19 protein-coding genes are annotated in these 17807 nt (G+C 31.8%); 4 read left to right on the top strand and 15 right to left on the bottom strand.

The genetic code is table 11. The features are described 5' to 3' along the window. Positions 1–67 precede the first annotated feature (67 nt). The 3 genes from MHI13_RS03725 to fdaB all read right to left on the bottom strand — a co-directional run bounded on the left by MHI13_RS03725 (position 68) and on the right by fdaB (position 3012). Entirely contained in the window at positions 68–403 is a 336-nt protein-coding gene (locus tag MHI13_RS03725; protein WP_002488141.1) for a winged helix-turn-helix transcriptional regulator, read from the bottom strand. An 87-nt stretch (positions 404–490) separates the two neighbouring features. Then, the gene (locus MHI13_RS03720; protein WP_019835606.1) at positions 491–1762 is read right to left on the bottom strand and encodes a UDP-N-acetylglucosamine 1-carboxyvinyltransferase; all 1272 of its coding nucleotides are present in this window, start codon (positions 1760–1762) and stop codon (positions 491–493) included. Between the two features lie 392 nt (positions 1763–2154). Next, positions 2155–3012, bottom strand: a complete 858-nt coding sequence (gene fdaB, locus MHI13_RS03715; protein WP_002448638.1) for a class IIb fructose-bisphosphate aldolase FdaB — start codon at positions 3010–3012, stop codon at positions 2155–2157. Between the two features lie 161 nt (positions 3013–3173). Between fdaB and MHI13_RS03710 the strand changes: the two genes are divergently transcribed. After that, positions 3174–3695 carry a DUF2529 domain-containing protein gene (locus MHI13_RS03710; protein WP_019835604.1) on the top strand — a complete coding sequence of 174 codons (522 nt, stop codon included), beginning with the start codon at positions 3174–3176 and terminating at the stop codon, positions 3693–3695. Positions 3696–3811: 116 nt separating this feature from the next. Here the strand turns inward: MHI13_RS03710 and MHI13_RS03705 are convergent, their stop codons facing one another. The 3 genes from MHI13_RS03705 to MHI13_RS03695 form a co-directional block, all read right to left on the bottom strand. Then, positions 3812–5419, bottom strand: coding sequence for a CTP synthase (locus tag MHI13_RS03705; protein ID WP_019835603.1), 1608 nt, complete (start codon positions 5417–5419; stop codon positions 3812–3814). A 197-nt stretch (positions 5420–5616) separates the two neighbouring features. Beyond that, on the bottom strand, positions 5617–6147 hold the full coding sequence (gene rpoE, locus MHI13_RS03700) for a DNA-directed RNA polymerase subunit delta (protein ID WP_049414159.1): 531 nt from the start codon (positions 6145–6147) through the stop codon (positions 5617–5619). Between the two features lie 109 nt (positions 6148–6256). Then, a complete protein-coding gene (locus MHI13_RS03695; protein WP_049414157.1) occupies positions 6257–7117 on the bottom strand; it encodes a GNAT family N-acetyltransferase in 861 nt (286 codons plus the stop codon). Positions 7118–7297: 180 nt separating this feature from the next. On the opposite strand from MHI13_RS03695, the gene coaW reads away from it, so the two are divergent. After that, a complete protein-coding gene (gene coaW / locus MHI13_RS03690; RefSeq protein WP_017175114.1) occupies positions 7298–8098 on the top strand; it encodes a type II pantothenate kinase in 801 nt (266 codons plus the stop codon). 69 nt (positions 8099–8167) lie between these two features. Here the strand turns inward: coaW and MHI13_RS03685 are convergent, their stop codons facing one another. The 3 genes from MHI13_RS03685 to MHI13_RS03675 form a co-directional block, all read right to left on the bottom strand. Further along, positions 8168–8833: a DUF2750 domain-containing protein gene (locus MHI13_RS03685; RefSeq protein WP_017175113.1), complete on the bottom strand. Its 666-nt coding sequence runs from the start codon at positions 8831–8833 to the stop codon at positions 8168–8170. Positions 8834–8937: 104 nt separating this feature from the next. Continuing rightward, a complete protein-coding gene (gene ldmS / locus MHI13_RS03680; RefSeq protein WP_037541099.1) occupies positions 8938–10134 on the bottom strand; it encodes an L-aspartate--L-methionine ligase LdmS in 1197 nt (398 codons plus the stop codon). Positions 10135–10138: 4 nt separating this feature from the next. After that, entirely contained in the window at positions 10139–11314 is a 1176-nt protein-coding gene (locus MHI13_RS03675) for a M20 family metallopeptidase (protein ID WP_017175111.1), read from the bottom strand. 259 nt (positions 11315–11573) lie between these two features. On the opposite strand from MHI13_RS03675, the gene MHI13_RS03670 reads away from it, so the two are divergent. After that, complete coding sequence (locus tag MHI13_RS03670) at positions 11574–12044, top strand: S-ribosylhomocysteine lyase (RefSeq protein WP_049419941.1); 471 nt, start codon at positions 11574–11576, stop codon at positions 12042–12044. A 66-nt stretch (positions 12045–12110) separates the two neighbouring features. Here MHI13_RS03670 and MHI13_RS03665 read toward each other — a convergent pair whose 3' ends face one another. From MHI13_RS03665 to deoC, 4 genes are all read right to left on the bottom strand, one after another. Further along, a complete protein-coding gene (locus MHI13_RS03665; protein WP_017176095.1) occupies positions 12111–12461 on the bottom strand; it encodes a DoxX family protein in 351 nt (116 codons plus the stop codon). A gap of 2 nt (positions 12462–12463) precedes the next feature. After that, positions 12464–13648: a phosphopentomutase gene (gene deoB / locus MHI13_RS03660; RefSeq protein WP_019835529.1), complete on the bottom strand. Its 1185-nt coding sequence runs from the start codon at positions 13646–13648 to the stop codon at positions 12464–12466. Positions 13649–13659: 11 nt separating this feature from the next. Beyond that, on the bottom strand, positions 13660–14961 hold the full coding sequence (locus tag MHI13_RS03655) for a pyrimidine-nucleoside phosphorylase (RefSeq protein WP_017176093.1): 1302 nt from the start codon (positions 14959–14961) through the stop codon (positions 13660–13662). Between the two features lie 61 nt (positions 14962–15022). After that, complete coding sequence (gene deoC / locus MHI13_RS03650; RefSeq protein ID WP_017176092.1) at positions 15023–15685, bottom strand: deoxyribose-phosphate aldolase; 663 nt, start codon at positions 15683–15685, stop codon at positions 15023–15025. Positions 15686–15831: 146 nt separating this feature from the next. On the opposite strand from deoC, the gene deoD reads away from it, so the two are divergent. After that, complete coding sequence (deoD, locus tag MHI13_RS03645) at positions 15832–16542, top strand: purine-nucleoside phosphorylase (RefSeq protein ID WP_017176091.1); 711 nt, start codon at positions 15832–15834, stop codon at positions 16540–16542. Between the two features lie 85 nt (positions 16543–16627). Here deoD and MHI13_RS03640 read toward each other — a convergent pair whose 3' ends face one another. Both MHI13_RS03640 and MHI13_RS03635 read right to left on the bottom strand, forming a co-directional pair. After that, on the bottom strand, positions 16628–17068 hold the full coding sequence (locus MHI13_RS03640; protein WP_017176090.1) for a Dps family protein: 441 nt from the start codon (positions 17066–17068) through the stop codon (positions 16628–16630). A 210-nt stretch (positions 17069–17278) separates the two neighbouring features. Further along, entirely contained in the window at positions 17279–17674 is a 396-nt protein-coding gene (locus MHI13_RS03635) for a thiol-disulfide oxidoreductase DCC family protein (RefSeq protein ID WP_019835530.1), read from the bottom strand. Positions 17675–17807 lie beyond the last annotated feature (133 nt).

The following is a 17807-nucleotide window of genomic DNA, read 5'->3' as shown; positions in this document are numbered from 1 at the left end:
CGATTTGATGTTATTTAAACATAATTAAAAGGTTAAAGTTTATATAAACTCCAACCTTTTAACTATATTATTTAACTGAATCGTTATGTTCTAATGTGACGTAATCTCTAGCCCATGCTTCAATTGGTCTTAAAGCCTCAGCAAGTGCTTTTCCTTTATCGGTTAACTCATAAACGATAGAAACAGGACGTGTAGAAATGACTTTTTTGTCTACTAATTCCCACTCACCTAATTCTGTAAGCTTAATACTTAATGCACGTGGAGTAATTGTTTTTAAATCCCTTTTCATATCGGAAAAGTGTGCAGTATAATCAGCGCATCGAGATAGGTAATTAATGATTAAACCGTTCCAACTTCTACCAACAATTTTAAAGGTTTCTTCGAGATATGGACAGATTTCCATTGTCTTCACCTCTATTCAAAACTTCTTAAACATTGCAGGTATTTAATATACTTCAGCAATTAATATATTTAAGTATATCAAAAATAATTAAACTTGTTCAGTCCAAATATCCGCACCTAAATCTTTAAGATGTTTAACGATATCTGTATATCCTCTATAAATATGTTTAACATTATAAATTGTTGTAACACCTTCTGCTAGTAATCCAGCAATAATCAAGCAAGCTCCTGCACGTAGATCACTCGCATATACTTTGGCACCTTGAAGTTTAGAAGGTTTAATTGTTGCAGTACCAGTAGACGTATCTGCTTCAATACTAGCTCCCATATTTTTGAGCTCTTCTACATGGCGGAAACGAGCTGGATATATCGTTTCTGTAACGAAAGATGGACCATCTGTCATAAATAATAAAGGCGTAATAGGTTGTTGTAAGTCAGTAGCAAATCCAGGATATACTAATGTTTTAATATCTACATTTTTATATGATGATTTACCTTTAATTACTATTTGTTCTTTATCATCATCGATATCAATATCAACACCTAATTCATTTAGTTTAACTGTGAGCGCTTCTAAATGTTTAGGTACAATATTTTTAATTGTTACTTCGTCACCACAAGCAGCGGCAATACACATATACGTTCCCGCTTCAATTCTATCAGGAATCACTTGATATTCAGCTCCATGTAACTCTTCAACACCACTGATTTTTAGAGTACTCGTACCGGCGCCTTTGATATTTGCGCCTAAGCTATTTAAAAAGTTTGCTACATCTACTACTTCTGGTTCTTTGGCAGCATTTTCAATCGTTGTTTGCCCTTTTGCATGAACAGCTGCAAGCATAATGTTGATGGTTGCACCAACACTTACCATATCTAAAAAGATGTTGGCTCCGTGCAATTCTTTTGCTTCTATTTTCATTGATGTATCACTTGATTCATCAATTTCAGCACCTAAAGCTTTAAATCCTTTAATGTGTTGATCAATTGGACGTGGGCCCAATGGACAACCACCTGGTAAACCAATCACACATTTTTTAAAGCGACCTAACATGGCTCCCATCATGTAATAAGAAGCACGTAAAGATTCAACTTTGTTATTTGGTAACGGTGCATTTTTAATGTCTGTTGTATCAACTTCTAATGTTTTACCATTAAGATTTGTTTTAATATTTAAATCTTCTAATAAACTCACTAGTGTTTCAACATCTGAGATTTGCGGTAAACCGTCAATTTTCACTTGTCCTTGCGCTAATAGAGTAGCTGGAATAATAGCTACGGCACTATTTTTTGCACCACTAATTGTAACTTCACCCTTTAGTGGTTGACCACCTCGGATTTTAATTACTTCTTGACTCATTTATTTTTTCTCCTTTATTCGCCTTTTGTAAAATTATACATAATTCGCATTATAAATTATATATTATTTATTTGTAAAATACTAACTTTTAAAAAAACTTAGCAATTATAATATTAATATCCAAAAATCTAATATTTCATATAACGGATTGATAACACTATTATAAATCAATTTAAACAATTATTTAATTCTGTTTTTTCATAAATTTTAAAAAGAGATAATTTATTTTTTATAAATCATGAGTCAGTAATTGATTAACATTCAGCATGACTAACTTTATACAAATACTTTAATAATATATCGTAAAATTTTTGTATAAAATAAAAAAACTGTCAACAAAGCGAACACTTTGCTGACAGTTCAGGTTGCCTTAACCTTTAATAATAATTATTTTATTTAGCGCGATTAGACGTACCAAACTCTCTAATTTTGCCTTTTACTGTTTCTTTAATAGCTTCACGTGCTGGACCTAAGTATTTGCGAGGATCGTAAACTTCTTTATCATTGTTCAATACATCTCTAACAGCTTTAGCTGAAGCAATTTGATTTTCAGTATTTACATTAATTTTTGCAGTACCATAAGGGATTGCTTTTTGAATATCTTTAGTTGGAATACCTGTACCACCATGTAAAACAAGTGGTAATCCAGTTGATGCACCAATTTCTTCCATTTCTTTGAAGCCTAATTTAGGTTCGCCTTTATAAGGACCATGTACTGAACCTAATGCTGGTGCTAAAGTATCAATACCAGTTCTTTCGACTAATTCTTGACATTCTTTAGGATCAGCATAGATGATACCGCCTACAACATCATCTTCTTGTCCACCCACTGTTCCTAATTCAGCTTCAACTGACACGCCATGTTGATGTGCATATTCTACTACTTTAGAAGTAATTTCAATATTTTCTTCAAATGGACTATGTGAAGCATCAATCATTACTGAAGTAAATCCAGCATCAATAGCTTCTTTACATTTTTCAAAACTTGAACCATGATCTAGGTGGATAGCTACTGGTATAGTAATGTTTAAATCATGCATTAAACCTTCTACCATTTTAACTACTGTATAAAAACCACTCATATAACGTGCAGCACCTTCGGAAACACCTAAGATCACTGGCGCGTTCTCTTCTTGAGAAGCTTCTAAAATAGCTTGTGTAAATTCTAAGTTATTTAAGTTGTATTGACCAACCGCATAACCATTTTCTTTCGCATCGATTAACATTTCTTTCATTGAAACTAATGGCATGAAAGTTCCTCCTTGTATCCAATTACATAAATTTTCAAAAATTATTATAGCAGATAATATTTTTTATTGCATGCTTAATTTAAAAATAATTGATAACTTTTGAAGCTTCATTGCATAAAATATTATATTTCATTACAATACTAATGAAATGGAGGATAATCATGTCAAAGATACTACAAACACAATTAACGGGTATATTTAATCGTTTAGAAGACCAAGCGTTAGACATACAAATGGCTGCTCAATGTTTAATCCAAGCTATTGGTGGAGAAGGATATGTATATATTAATGGTTATGGAGATTTAAAATTTTTTGAAACTTTTATATTAGAAAGTGATGAAAAATTAAATTCTAGTAAAAAATTGAGTGAATTAAACAGTTTAAATGATTTAGACACAACTGATCGTGTATTTTTATTCTCTCCTTTTTATACTAAGGAGGTTGCTCAAGATGTTCAACAATTAATAGACAAAGATATTGATTTTGTATTAGTATGCAATCGTCCTAAACAAGAAGATTTCCCTGAACATCTTATGCATTTTGTAAACTTATCAACTCCGCGTCCGATTGTATATACTGAGGATTACGATAAAATTGTACAACCTCATACAATGGCGTTTAATTACATTTACTATGATATATATACACAAATGATTGAAATGACTAGAGACTTGGAATTATAAATTAACTTTATAATCATTAGCGCCTAACATGTACAACCTTTATCTTCTATATAAATTGATATAAATGAAGCGGAATAGACTACTTTTAAAGTCTATTCCGCTTCTATTTTGATATTTTAATTTTGTTGGTGTTTATAAGCAGCTTCTACAAAAGCTTTGAAAATTGGCTGTGGTCTATTAGGTCTAGATAAGAATTCCGGATGGAATTGACAAGCAATGAAGAAATCATTTTCTGGAATTTCTACCATTTCCACTAAACGACCATCTGGACTAGTACCAGAAAAGACCATTCCTTTATCTTCTAATTGTTCTCTATAAGCATTATTAAATTCATAACGATGACGATGACGCTCTTCAATATTTGTTTCATTATAAATGTCATGTGCCAAAGTATGATCTTTAATAGTACATGGATAAAGACCTAAACGTAATGTGCCACCTAAATCTTCGATATCTTTTTGTTCAGGTAACAAATCAATAATTGGATATGGTGTATTTGGATCAAGTTCTGCTGAATGAGCATCTTTAAGTCCTACAACATTTCTTGCAAATTCGACAGTTGCTAATTGCATTCCTAAGCAAATACCAAAATAAGGTATATTATTTTCCCTTGCATATTTGATAGCTGAAATTTTACCTTCACTTGCTCTAAAACCAAAGCCACCAGGAACTAAAATTCCATCAACATCACTTAAATAACTCTCTACATTTTCGTCTGTCACTTCACTTGAATCAATCCATTTTACTACAACATCTTTTTTCAATGGATAACCTGCATGTTTTAGTGATTCCACCACTGACAAGTATGCATCTTGTAAACTTACATATTTACCAACTAAGCCAATAGTAATCGTACCATCTAATGAATTAACGGTATCTAATAAATATTGCCATTCATCTAATTGTGTATCGTATTTAGCATCTAAATCTAAGCGTTTAATTACAATATCGTCCATATTTTGAGCACTTAATTGTAATGGGATTTCATATAATGACGATGCATCTCTACATTCAATAACACTTTCTTTATCTATATCACAGAATAAAGCAATTTTATCTTTTAAATCTTGAGTCATTTCATATTCTGTTCGAACAACAATTAAATCAGGTTGAATACCTAAACCACGTAATTCTTTTACACTATGTTGTGTTGGTTTAGTTTTCATTTCTCCAGCTGCTTTAATGTATGGAAGTAATGTACAATGAACATACATAACATTCTCACGGCCAAGGTCACTTCTAATTTGGCGAATAGCTTCAATAAATGGAAGAGATTCAATATCACCTGTTGTACCGCCTATTTCGGTAATGACCACATCCGCATTTGTACTTTCTCCAGCTAATAATAAGCGTTCTTTAATTTCATTTGTAATGTGTGGAATCACTTGAACTGTTCCACCTAAATAATCTCCACGACGTTCTTTTTTTAGCACATGTGAATATACTTTACCTGCAGTGACATTCGAATATTTATTTAAATTGATATCTATAAAACGTTCATAATGTCCTAAGTCCAAGTCAGTTTCAGCGCCATCATCTGTAACAAATACCTCTCCATGTTGATAAGGACTCATTGTACCAGGATCAACATTTAAATATGGATCAAATTTTTGAATTGTTACTTTAAGTCCTCTGTCTTTTAACAATCTTCCTAGAGAAGCGGCTGTAATACCTTTACCTAAAGATGAAACTACTCCGCCGGTTACAAAGATAAATTTTGTCATTGTCTGACCTCCTAATTTATTAAGGGTTGCTTCCTTACTCTATCTCTACAAAATTTAAACATTTCCTAAAAATAAAAAAATCGCTCCCTCTCACAAATTTGTAAGGGGAGCGTATAACATTTATACACGTGTCCTAATTAAAGGAGCCCGAATAAAATTTTAACATTTTTCATTCAAAAGTCAATTAAAACTAATATTTAGTCATTAAAATCTTCTGCGTCTTCAAATGCTTCTTCTTCACCTTCAGCGATGTCATCATCTTCATCTTCTTCAATAACGATATCTGAACCGTCAATATCTTCTTCATCATCATCAGCATTATCTAATGTTTCTTGGTCATCCGTTTGAGCTGGAATATCATCATCATCATCCATTTCATCCTCACCAAGTAACTTAAGATTTTCATCTTCTTCATCATCGTCATCAAGAATATCAAATTTTTGAATTGTTGGTGCAATTTTTTCTTCAATATCATCTACTGAATACCAATCACGTAATCCCCATTGATTTTCACCAACATTTAAGAAACGTCCATCTGTATTTAAGTCAGTATAAAATTGTACAATACGATTTTCAATTTCATCATATTCATAATTACCGAGACTTTTAAATTCGTCAATAATATCATAGAGATTCATTGTTGACCCTTTATCGTGTAATAAAGTATAAGCCATATCGATAAATGATTTTTCATCAACCATTTCTTTAGTATAATCTTGAATTTTCATTATAACTAAACTTCCTTTCAAAGGATTTTATTATCTTTACATTGCTTTTATTAATAGTAACAAAGATAAATTATAAATGACATTTTATGATTTCGCAATTGCTATTCAATTAGTAATTAATATATTTTTTGAAAATAACTAAGTCATCTGATTGATCTGTCTCAACAAAGCCGCTACTAATACATAATGGCTTAAGTTCATTATTTTCCCCAAATAATGTAATACCTATACTTCTTATTTCTTTAAAATGTTTACGTACATATGTAGGAAGTTGTCTTAAAGCACTCCCAGCAATCCCCTCTTTTCTTTGATCTTTATAGACTTCTATTGCAGCGATGTTTAGATGAGTATCTAGATGTTCGAGTGCAATAAATCCAACTTTTTGATCATCTTTTAATAAATCAATAATTTGATACATTGCAATATTTGAATTTTTATTCTCAACTAATTTCAATGACGATACATGTTTAGAATCCAAATCTAAATAGTATAAACGTTCTTTACCGATGGGTCCTTCTTCTTTAGTAGCAGTATGCATGAATCCAGCACGTTCATATACATTCCATGCCCCTTCATTTTCAGTATCAACAACTAAATATAAATGATTGAAATCTGGAAATAATAGTTGAACATATTGAGGTAAATACATCATCATAGTTGTACCATAGCCTTGTCCTTGAAATTTTTCATTAATAGACAATGATCGAACATAAACGACATGCTCAGGTGTATCATATCCTTCATGTTGATAATACTGATGAAGTATGAAGAATCCTACTACATCTCCATTTTCATTAATGGCAATATTAGCTACTCGATTTTCATCTTTTAAAGCATCTTCTAATACAGATTTAGGTAATGATGAATAAATTTGTTGTCGTTCGCTTAATTCAAAGTTTAAGACATCATCGCGATATTGTTCTTCAAATTCCTGAATTGTAATATTTTCAAATTGCTTTACTATACTCATAAAATTAACCCCTATATCTCAAAGTTGTTTTAATAATATCATATATAACCTTTAAATCTTATAAAATAATCTATTTACTCTAATATTTACTATTTATTTTATAATATTGTAAAATAATTGCAATTCGTCAAAATTATTATAGTATTAACATGTCATATATTAATTTTAGAGGTGAAAAAAATGAGAGTAGGTATCGATGCCGGCGGTACATTAATTAAAATAGCAATGGAAGATGATACACACCGTACATTGTCAACTGAATTAACAACAGATATAAATAAAGTCATTCAATGGTTAAACCAAAATGAATTCGAAAAAATCAATTTAACAGGTGGTAACGCAGGCGTTATTGCTGAAAACATCAAACAATCATCCCAAATATTTGTTGAATTTGATGCTGCTTCAAAGGGATTAGGTATTTTACTTAAGGAGCAAGGCCATCATATTAATCAATACATATTTGCAAACATAGGTACTGGTACATCTTTACACTATTATAATGGTCACCATCAAGAACGTGTAGGCGGAATTGGTACGGGTGGCGGAATGATTCGAGGTTTAGGTTATTTATTGACTGAAATATCTGATTATGAAACACTTACAAATCTCGCTCAATCTGGAAATAGAGATATTATCGATTTAAAAGTTAAACATATATATAAAGATTCTGAACCGCCTATTCCTGGTGAACTCACTGCTGCAAACTTTGGCAATGTACTAAATAATATGAATGAACATTTTACTAACTCAGATAAATTAGCATCTGTCGTGGGTGTCGTTGGCGAAGTGATTACAACGATGGCGATTACAGTAGCTCGTGAATGTCAAACAAAAAATGTTGTTTATATTGGGTCTTCTTTTAATAATAATCCCTTACTACGAAAAGTTATTGAGGATTATACTGTTTTACGAGGATGTCATCCTTTTTATATTGAAAATGGTGCATTTTCAGGTGCAATCGGTGTCCTTCATTTAAGCTAATTCAAACTAAAAACATTAACATAAAAATCCCAATAGATTTCTTAAAAAAGAAACCTATTGGGATTTGATTTAAAATGATAATTCATTAGATACTTTTTGTGGAGAAACAATGGTGCCTACGACTCCAGGTTTTAAGTCTACTGCGACAGCTTGATCATTATCTCTTAATTTATCAAGCCATTCACTAAATACACTACCTTCAATTTCGATTAAATCACATTCTTCAAAATCTTTATCACGAACTTTTCGTGCCCGATTTTTAATACTCCATACAGGCATAATATTAGGTTTTTGATTTTCTTTATCACTAATAAGAATAAATCTTTTTTCCCCTTTACGTGTTAAGCCAAAAACATGATTTTCTTTTGAAATATCTTTTGCAAATTCTTTAAGACGAATTTTGTCTAATTCAGACATGAGTTCATTCATCATGTCTACAACTTTGACAATATGTCCCTCTTCTTTACTTGAAGTATTGATTAAAATTTTATCACTTTCATCAAACAATTCATCCATATCATACGTAACGAACGTATCAATATCAATATTTAATAGTCGATCAAATTGAATGTCTGAGTGATTTAAATACTCTTTTGCGATGTCTTCATTCGTCCACATTCCTGTGTAATCACCATCTTCATGATGAATACGAATTAATTTTTTATTTTTACTAGCCAAAATAATGACTTCATTAATTAATATCTCTTTGAAATAGTCATTATGCTTATATTCCATTACAAACCCTCTCTCTTAATATACTAATTAAATGTTAAATTATATTAAAATTAACGTCAAACATCCATATTTTTTTTTATAATTAATTTAACCTATACTCTAACTTAATTAGTATCATCAAGTTCACTAATAAATGCTTGTTCTAATTGTTCAACTTCTTCTTTAGAATCAGCATTCCATATACATCCAAAGCGAGAATTCACTTCATCTTTACCAAACCAATCACCGTCATAATACGAAAGAGGATAAAGCACGCCTTGTTTAACATATTTTAAAATAACATTGAAGAAACGAGTATTATCTCCTCTTGAAAAATAACTATAAAATTTTTGATAGTTAGGATTTAATTCATCTTGTAATAGTAGCATGCTTGTCGAACCATTTTGTCTAAAATTCAAATCTATAGCAAATACATTATCATTTTCATCTAATAATAAATCAAATCCTGCCACACCAATAAAGCCTAAGTTCACTCCATTTTGCATAATTTCACGACCAGCTTGAATCACTTTTTCTGGAACATCATGCACATTTTCATTTCCTGCGTATAGACCATATTTATCAGTAATTTGATGGGCAGTACCTAGATAGGTGATACCTATTTCTTTAGAATATGCAAATTGGACACAATAATTTTTAACTGCTTCTATTTTTTGTTCAATGATTAAATTATCGGTAGCATGGGCCGCTTCAAATATTCGTTGAGTTGCTTTTTCTAAGTCTTCGTCGTTATAGCAAATCATTACGCCATAACCACCTGCAGTTGGTAATTCATCTCCTGGCTTAATTACAAAAGGATAATCCCAATCTTTGATACGACCTTTGAAATCTCTAATTGACACAATTTCACGGTCTGGTAAATATTTATGATTTGTCCATTCAGGAATACGTGATTTATTATTTAAAGCTACAAAAACGTCTTTATCAATGGCATACGCTTCGTCATCTACTATGTCATTGTTTTCGATATATTGAAAATATATTTTTTTCCCTTCTTTATTGATAATCTCTTGTAACAAGCGTTCATACGTTTCACGATCTCTAAATGTATAAAGATGCTTTGGTATTTTTTTACCAATAAAATCAAATAGTTGTTGTAACTTATCTGTAATACTCGCTTCGTGTACAACAATCGGCATATCCTTAGCGATAATCATTTCACGACCAGTCAAAAAATTAGACTGATGCTCTTCTGTTGTGAGCCAAGGATTCAATGCATAAGAAGGCCTTGAATTATATACAATATTTTCATTATACAAATCACTTAACGTTAACTTTGGAACACTATATTCATTTTTCATTTATTTACCCCTTTATTTGAGAATGTTGCTCTACAACCTCATCAAATAGTTTTTTATTTTCAATTAATTCTAGTCCCATAAGAGCAATAATTTTTGCGCCTCGAATCAAAGCTTGATCACCATGAACACTTGCAGCTGCTTCTCTAAAACGGTGTGTATGACCTACTAAATTTCTTGAACCAATTTTAACATGTGGATGAATCGTAGGAACTATATGACTAACATTTCCTGTATCTGTCGAACCAAAACCAAAATCATCATAACTTACTTCTTCGCCAACTTCTATGGCGTATTTTTCAAATAATTCGTCTAGTTTAGGTGTTTTTATAAATTCATTTACACCATTTTGAATAGGACCAAATTCATAGTCACAACCCGTTTGGATGGCTGCACCTCTTGCAATTTGATTAACACGTTCTGTTAAAATATCAAGTTCTTTTCTAGTAGTGGCACGTGTATAAAATCTCGCATGTGTATAATCAGGTATAATATTAGCAGCTTTACCTCCATCTAAAATTACACCGTGTACACGATGACTTTTCTTAATATGTTGACGTAATTGAGCTACACCATTGAAATAAGAAATCATCGCATCTAATGCATTTAAAGCCTCATCCGCATTTTCTGAAGCGTGGGCGCTTTTACCATAAAATTTAATATCAAGCACATCAACGGCTAATGTATTTATCGTTGGATATGTTTCATTTCCAGGATGAATCATAAGTGCAATGTCAATATCATCAATCACACCGGCTTTTACATATGAAGCTTTTGCACTTCCATTTTCTCCACCTTCTTCGGCAGGACATCCTAATACAACTACTTTTCCACCAACATGATCGATGACTTGTTTAAGTGCTATTCCTGCTAATACACTTGCTGTCCCAATGATATTGTGGCCACATGCATGACCTAAACCAGGTAAAGCATCATATTCAGCTAAATATCCTATAGTTGGTCCTTCTTTTTCAGACTGGTAAGTTGCAATGAACCCAGTAGCATGTCCGGCAATATCCGTTTCTATCTCAAAATCATTTGCTCTTAATTGATCAATCAATGTTCTTGATGCAAATATCTCTTCATTGCCTAACTCAGGACGCTCGTGTATACGATGGCTTATTTCGACATAATCGTACTTTTTATTCTCTATATAGTCTAATATCTCTTGTTTACTACTCATCAATCTATACTCCTTTTATACACGAATATTAATATCCATATTTATTTAGACATCAAGTCAATCCATTTCTTGATGTATCTTTAAATTTAATTATTACTTATTTTATCGGATTTACTATAGATTGTCATCACATTCATTTGAATTTACAAAATTTTCTTACAATAAGCATTTGAATTACTTGATTAAGAAAATTGTAAATGATTAGCACTCTTGTTACAATCATATTATTCAAGCAATGTATTTATAGGAGGAAATAAATATGACTAAAATGAACGTTGAAAGTTTTAATCTTGACCATACAAAAGTAGTTGCACCATATATTCGCTTAGCAGGCACAATGGAAGGGATTAATGGAGACGTTATCAAAAAATATGATTTACGTTTTAAACAACCAAATAAAGCGCATATGGATATGCCAGCGCTACATTCATTAGAACATTTAATGGCTGAAAATATTAGAAATCATTCTGATAAAGTTGTAGATTTAAGTCCTATGGGTTGTCAAACTGGTTTTTATGTTTCATTTATTGATCACGATGATTATGAAGATGTATTAAATATTATTGAAAAAACTTTAAATGATGTGTTAGAAGCTACAGAAGTTCCTGCTTGCAATGAAGTTCAATGCGGTTGGGCTGCTAGTCATTCTCTTGAAGGTGCTAAAGCACTCGCAAAAGAATTCTTAGATAAGCGTAATCAATGGGACGACATTTTTGGTGAAGGCAAATAATTAATAATTAAATAAACAATACCCTACCTAAATGCTTTAGGTAGGGTATTGTTTATTTAAGTTTTATTATAATTTTTTTACAATAGCTATTAAAATGAATTGAAGTGGTAATCTTAAGTATAATGCCCACTTAGGAATAGATTTATTTCCTAATGGTAATTGCTTTCTTGCCATGTAAATGTTTCCTGGAAAAACCGCAAGTAAAAATGCATTAATACCTTTTTTCAACCAATCCGCAGGTTTTTTAGCTAATAACATAACTCCAAAGAACATTTCAAATACGCCTGTCACTAAAACTGCTGTTTTTCGTAATGGTAAATACTCCGGTACAATCGATCTAAATTGACGTTCCTTTGTAAAATGTAGTATTCCTGCTGTTCCAAATGCTAAACCTAACAAATATCTCATTATTTTCATAATTATTCAACTCCCATTTCTTTTAAATAACTTTTTCCGTATTTTGGCAATTCAACATTGAAATTATCTGCAATTGTTGCACCAATAGAACTAAATGTTGTATCTCCTGATAATTCATGGTATGCATCTATTTTAGGGCTAAACATAAGCACTGGAATATATTCTCTAGTATGATCTGTTCCCTCTGCAATTGGATCATTACCATGATCAGCAGTAATAATCACTAAATCATCTTCTTGTAAATTATCAATTAATTCTGGTAAGCGTTCGTCAAAATCTTTAATGGCTTGTGCATAACCTTCTTTATCACGACGATGACCATATAAAGCATCAAAATCAACAAGATTTAAGAAACTTAATCCATTAAAGTCTTTTTTGACAACTTCTATTAACTTATCCATTCCATCCATATTATTTTTTGTACGAATGGCTTCAGTTACACCTTCGCCATCATAGATGTCATTGATTTTACCAATAGCAATAACATCATAATCACTATCTTTTAATGTATTCATAACAGTTTTACCAAATGGTTTTAAAGCATAATCATGACGATTAGATGTACGAGTAAAGTTTCCTGGTTCACCAACATATGGACGTGCAATAACACGGCCAATTAAGTACTTAGGATCCTTAGTTAATTCACGAACCTTTTCGCAAATATCATACAATTCTTCAAGTGGGATAATATCTTCATGTGCAGCAATTTGAAGTACTGGGTCTGCACTAGTATAAACAATTAAATCCCCTGTTTTCATTTGATGTTCGCCTAATTCATCAATAATTGCAGTACCTGAAGCAGGTTTATTTGCTACAACTTTTCGACCTGTCATTTCTTCAATCTCTTGAATTAATTCGTCAGGAAATCCATTTGGATAAACTTTAAATGGTTGCATGATATTTAGTCCCATAATTTCCCAATGTCCTGTCATCGTATCTTTTCCAACAGAAGCTTCACTTAATTTAGTATAAAAAGCACCTGGTTGTTCAACTTTATTGACTACTGGCAAATCTTCAATATTACCTAATCCTAATTTTTCTAAATTAGGTAATGATTGGTTAAAACCTTCTAACGTGTGTTTTAATGTGTGTGAACCTTCATCATTAAAAGCTGCAGCATCAGGTGCTTCACCAATACCTACTGAATCCATGACAATTAAATGTACTCTTTTAAATGGTGTCGTCATATTTAACACTCCTACTCTGTAATTATTTTATGAATTAATGTTGGTGTTTTTGCTTGCGCTTTAATTTCGATACTTTCGTCAAGTTTCTTAATTACATCATCAACATTTTCACGATTACTGTGAATCGTTAATAAAGACTCTCCTTCATTGACGTTGTCTCCTACTTTCTTATTCAACACAATGCCAACACTTAAATCTATGTCATCTTCTTTCGTTTGTCTTCCCGCACCTAACATCATTGAAGCAACGCCAATTTCATTAGCAATAAGCTCTGAAACTACACCACTTGATTTTGCTTTATAATCAATTTGATATTCGGCAGTCGGTAATAACTCCGGTGAATCGACAACTGAAGCATCGCCACCTTGATTTTCTAAAAATGTTTTGAATTTATCTAATGCTGAGCCATTTTCAATGGCTTCATTGAGCAATTGACGCGCCTCTTCAAGTGTACTTGCTCTTTCAGCAAGTACGACCATTTGTGAACCAAGCGTTAATACTAATTCAGTTAAATCTTCAGGTCCTTGACCATTTAATGTATCAATCGCTTCTTTTAATTCTAAAGCATTCCCAATCGCACGACCAAGTGGTTGGCTCATATCTGAAATAATAGCCATTGTATTTCTACCAACATTATTTCCTATGCTAACCATAGCATGTGCTAAAGCCTCGGCATCTTCTAATGTTTTCATGAATGCACCATTTCCAGTTTTAACATCTAGGACGATTGCATCAGCACCCGCGGCAATTTTCTTACTCATGATAGATGATGCGATTAGAGGAATAGAGTTAACTGTTCCTGTAACATCTCTTAATGCGTATAGTTTCTTATCTGCAGGTGTTAAATTGCCTGTTTGTCCAATCACTGCAACTTGATCTTCATTAACAAGTTTAATGAAGTCCGCTTCAGAGATTTCAACATGAAACCCATCAATAGATTCTAATTTATCAATCGTACCACCCGTATGTCCTAAACCACGGCCACTCATTTTGGCAACTGGCACTCCCACTGCAGCTACTAATGGTGCCAACACTAATGTCGTCGTATCTCCAACGCCACCAGTTGAGTGTTTATCTACTTTAATACCATTGACTTTTGATAAATCAATAACATCACCTGAATTAACCATTGCCATAGTTAAAGCTGCACGTTCTTCTTCATTCATATCTTGGAAGAAAATCGCCATAGCTAAACTTGAGGCTTGATAATCTGGGATATCTCCTTCCGTGTAGCCTTTGATAAAGAATTCAATTTCCTCTTTAGATAATGATTTTCCATCGCGTTTCTTTTCAATAATATCTATCATTCTCATCATTCTGAACTCCTCTCAAAATAAGCTGTTGTATCTGTATGCTGTTACATCAACTGCATGATTAATAATCAGAATCTGACTCTAAACCTTGAATAATTTGGACACCAGCACTCGCACCTATACGTGTAGCGCCTGCGTCAATCATTTTATTGAAATCTTCTAAATTACGTACGCCACCTGAAGCTTTAACCTCTAATTCGTCTCCCACAGTGTCTTTCATTAATTTCACATCTTCTGGTGTAGCGCCTCCCCCAGCAAAGCCAGTTGATGTTTTAACGAAATCTGCACCAGCAGCTTTTGCTAGTTCACTTGCTTTCACTTTTTCATCGTCTGTTAAAAGAACAGTTTCAATAATAACTTTCACTATTTTTCCATTAGCTGCGCCAACTACGCCTTCGATATCTTTTTGAACGTCTTCATATCTTCCATCTTTAAGTGCGCCTATATTGATAACCATATCAATTTCTGACGCGCCATTTTTAATCGCATCTTCTGTTTCAAAAATCTTTGTAGCGGTTGTTGTAGCTCCAAGTGGGAACCCAATCACTGTACATACAAGCACATCAGAATTCACAAGCTGTTCAGAAGCATACTTAACGTGGGTTGGATTAACGCAAATCGATTTAAAATGATACGCCTTAGCTTCAGAAATAATTTTATCAATCTGTTGACGTGTTGATTCCGGTTTTAAAAGTGTATGATCAATATATTTTGAATATTCCATAAAAATTTCCTCCAATGTATTGCTCGAAAGCCAACTGTATTAACATAATTTATATGTTTCTCTCATTTATATAGTACAAAAATTCGCAAAAATTTTAAACAAATGTTATCTTTATTTTGAATAAAAATGTTAAGGAGAAGATATTCATGACAAACGGTACACCTCATATTCAACCTAATGGAACTAAAATTGCTAAAACAGTATTAATGCCTGGGGATCCATTACGTGCAAAATATATTGCTGATAACTTTTTAGAAAATGTTGAGCAATTTAATGAAGTACGTAATATGTTTGGATACACTGGCACATATAAAGGTAAAGAAATCTCAGTAATGGGTTCAGGTATGGGTATTCCAAGTATTGGAATTTATTCGTATGAGCTTTATAATTTCTTTGATGTTGATACAATTATTCGAATTGGTTCATGTGGTGCATTACAAGAGAATGTGAATTTATATGATGTCATTATTGCTCAAGCTGCTTCAACTAATTCAAATTATGTAGATCAATTTAATATTCCTGGTCACTTTGCTCCAATTGCAGATTTTGAGTTAATTACTAAAGCTAAACAAGTTGCTGATGATATCGGAGCAGTTACACATGTTGGAAATATTTTATCATCAGATACGTTTTATAATGCCGATAAACATTTTAACGATAGTTGGAAGAACATGGGTATCTTAGGTATTGAAATGGAATCAGCTGGCTTATATTTAAATGCAATTCATGCTGGTAAAAAAGCATTAGGTATTTTTACTGTAAGTGATCATATCTTAAGAGATGAAGCTACATCAGCTGAAGAACGTCAAACATCATTTACTCAAATGATGGAAATTGCTTTAGAAATCGCTGAATAATCACTTATCAATGTTAATATTAAAAGTTAAAAGAGCCATTGTAGACGTTTTATCGTCCACAATGGCTCTTTTTAAAATAGAATATTTAAACTAAATAAGATTTAAACATCCAATTATGTTTATCTACTGATGTTTGCATGCCAATAAACATATCTTCTGAAACATCGTCTCCTGCTTCTCCTGCAACTTCAATTGCTTTTCCAAGTTGTTTAGAAATTTGAGTTAAATCTTCAGAGAAAGCTTTAACCATTTCTTCAGCAGTGTAATGTGTTTCTGCTTCTTTTACAATTGAAAGTTCTAAACTTTCTTTTAATGTTGCTACTGGGTTACCTCCAATTGCTAAAATACGTTCTGCTAAATCGTCTACATATTGACTAGCTTCATTGTATAATTCTTCAAATTTTTCATGTAATGAGAAGAAATTAGGACCTTTAACATACCAATGGAAGTTGTGTAATTTTGTATATGCTACTGTCCAGTTTGCTACTTGTTGATTTAATTCTTTTACTACATCTTGTTGAGTCATCGAATCTCTCCTTTTTTGTACTTTTATACAGTCAAGTCTCTCTTTTACAATCATAATTATATTATAATAATTATAATCTGTAAAGTCATTTTACACACGCAATTAAAAAACATTAATACTTATGAATAAATATATAGAATCATTATCAAAAGCTTTATAATATATAATCAAAATATATAGATATTATCAATTAAAAAATAGTTTTCTCATTTATTGTCTATCATCATCAATAAAGAATGATTTTTCATATGCGTTTGGTTTATGCCAATGTGTTTTCCACATTTTATCTCTATTATTAGCAAACAGTCGATAACCTAAATTTCTTATTGGTAATGGCATTACTCTAAGTAGTATGCCTAACCATTTTTTACTACTTAATGTTGTGATTAATTTTGCTACTGCAGTAGTCTCGTAATATAAACGATCTCCTTCTTGTAGTATCACACTATTTTTATTTTTAGCTTCGGGATGTTGTTTAAATAAATGTTGTCCCGCCTCTCCTTTTAAAGTCGCAAACTCATAATTTTTAGGTAAACCATGTTGTATTAGCCAAATACAATAATTATAACAATACACACAATTTCCATCGTAATAAACGATTGGCATGTTCCGTCACCTTCCTTTTTAACCTATTTAATATATTCCTTTTACAAGGACTCATTAAACACAGAAAAAGTGGATATAGAATTTATTTCAAATTCTATATCCACTTTAACTAATTATACATTATGCTGTTTTT

Source organism: Staphylococcus sp. FSL K6-0223, assembly GCF_038008285.1.
The sequence above is the reverse complement of the archived record's forward strand: the minus strand, read 5'-3'. Positions and strand labels throughout refer to the sequence as shown.

Coding starts and splice junctions, on each gene's coding strand:
- MHI13_RS03725 (WP_002488141.1), bottom strand. CDS start 403: ATGGAAATCTGTCCATATCTCGAAGAAACCTTTAAAATTGTTGGTAGA.
- MHI13_RS03675 (WP_017175111.1), bottom strand. CDS start 11,314: ATGAGTAGTAAACAAGAGATATTAGACTATATAGAGAATAAAAAGTAC.
- ldmS (WP_037541099.1), bottom strand. CDS start 10,134: ATGAAAAATGAATATAGTGTTCCAAAGTTAACGTTAAGTGATTTGTAT.
- coaW (WP_017175114.1), top strand. CDS start 7,298: ATGAGAGTAGGTATCGATGCCGGCGGTACATTAATTAAAATAGCAATG.
- fdaB (WP_002448638.1), bottom strand. CDS start 3,012: ATGCCATTAGTTTCAATGAAAGAAATGTTAATCGATGCGAAAGAAAAT.
- MHI13_RS03670 (WP_049419941.1), top strand. CDS start 11,574: ATGACTAAAATGAACGTTGAAAGTTTTAATCTTGACCATACAAAAGTA.
- MHI13_RS03695 (WP_049414157.1), bottom strand. CDS start 7,117: ATGAGTATAGTAAAGCAATTTGAAAATATTACAATTCAGGAATTTGAA.
- MHI13_RS03635 (WP_019835530.1), bottom strand. CDS start 17,674: ATGCCAATCGTTTATTACGATGGAAATTGTGTGTATTGTTATAATTAT.
- deoD (WP_017176091.1), top strand. CDS start 15,832: ATGACAAACGGTACACCTCATATTCAACCTAATGGAACTAAAATTGCT.
- MHI13_RS03665 (WP_017176095.1), bottom strand. CDS start 12,461: ATGAAAATAATGAGATATTTGTTAGGTTTAGCATTTGGAACAGCAGGA.
- MHI13_RS03640 (WP_017176090.1), bottom strand. CDS start 17,068: ATGACTCAACAAGATGTAGTAAAAGAATTAAATCAACAAGTAGCAAAC.
- MHI13_RS03685 (WP_017175113.1), bottom strand. CDS start 8,833: ATGGAATATAAGCATAATGACTATTTCAAAGAGATATTAATTAATGAA.
- deoB (WP_019835529.1), bottom strand. CDS start 13,648: ATGACGACACCATTTAAAAGAGTACATTTAATTGTCATGGATTCAGTA.
- MHI13_RS03705 (WP_019835603.1), bottom strand. CDS start 5,419: ATGACAAAATTTATCTTTGTAACCGGCGGAGTAGTTTCATCTTTAGGT.
- deoC (WP_017176092.1), bottom strand. CDS start 15,685: ATGGAATATTCAAAATATATTGATCATACACTTTTAAAACCGGAATCA.
- MHI13_RS03710 (WP_019835604.1), top strand. CDS start 3,174: ATGTCAAAGATACTACAAACACAATTAACGGGTATATTTAATCGTTTA.
- rpoE (WP_049414159.1), bottom strand. CDS start 6,147: ATGAAAATTCAAGATTATACTAAAGAAATGGTTGATGAAAAATCATTT.
- MHI13_RS03655 (WP_017176093.1), bottom strand. CDS start 14,961: ATGAGAATGATAGATATTATTGAAAAGAAACGCGATGGAAAATCATTA.
- MHI13_RS03720 (WP_019835606.1), bottom strand. CDS start 1,762: ATGAGTCAAGAAGTAATTAAAATCCGAGGTGGTCAACCACTAAAGGGT.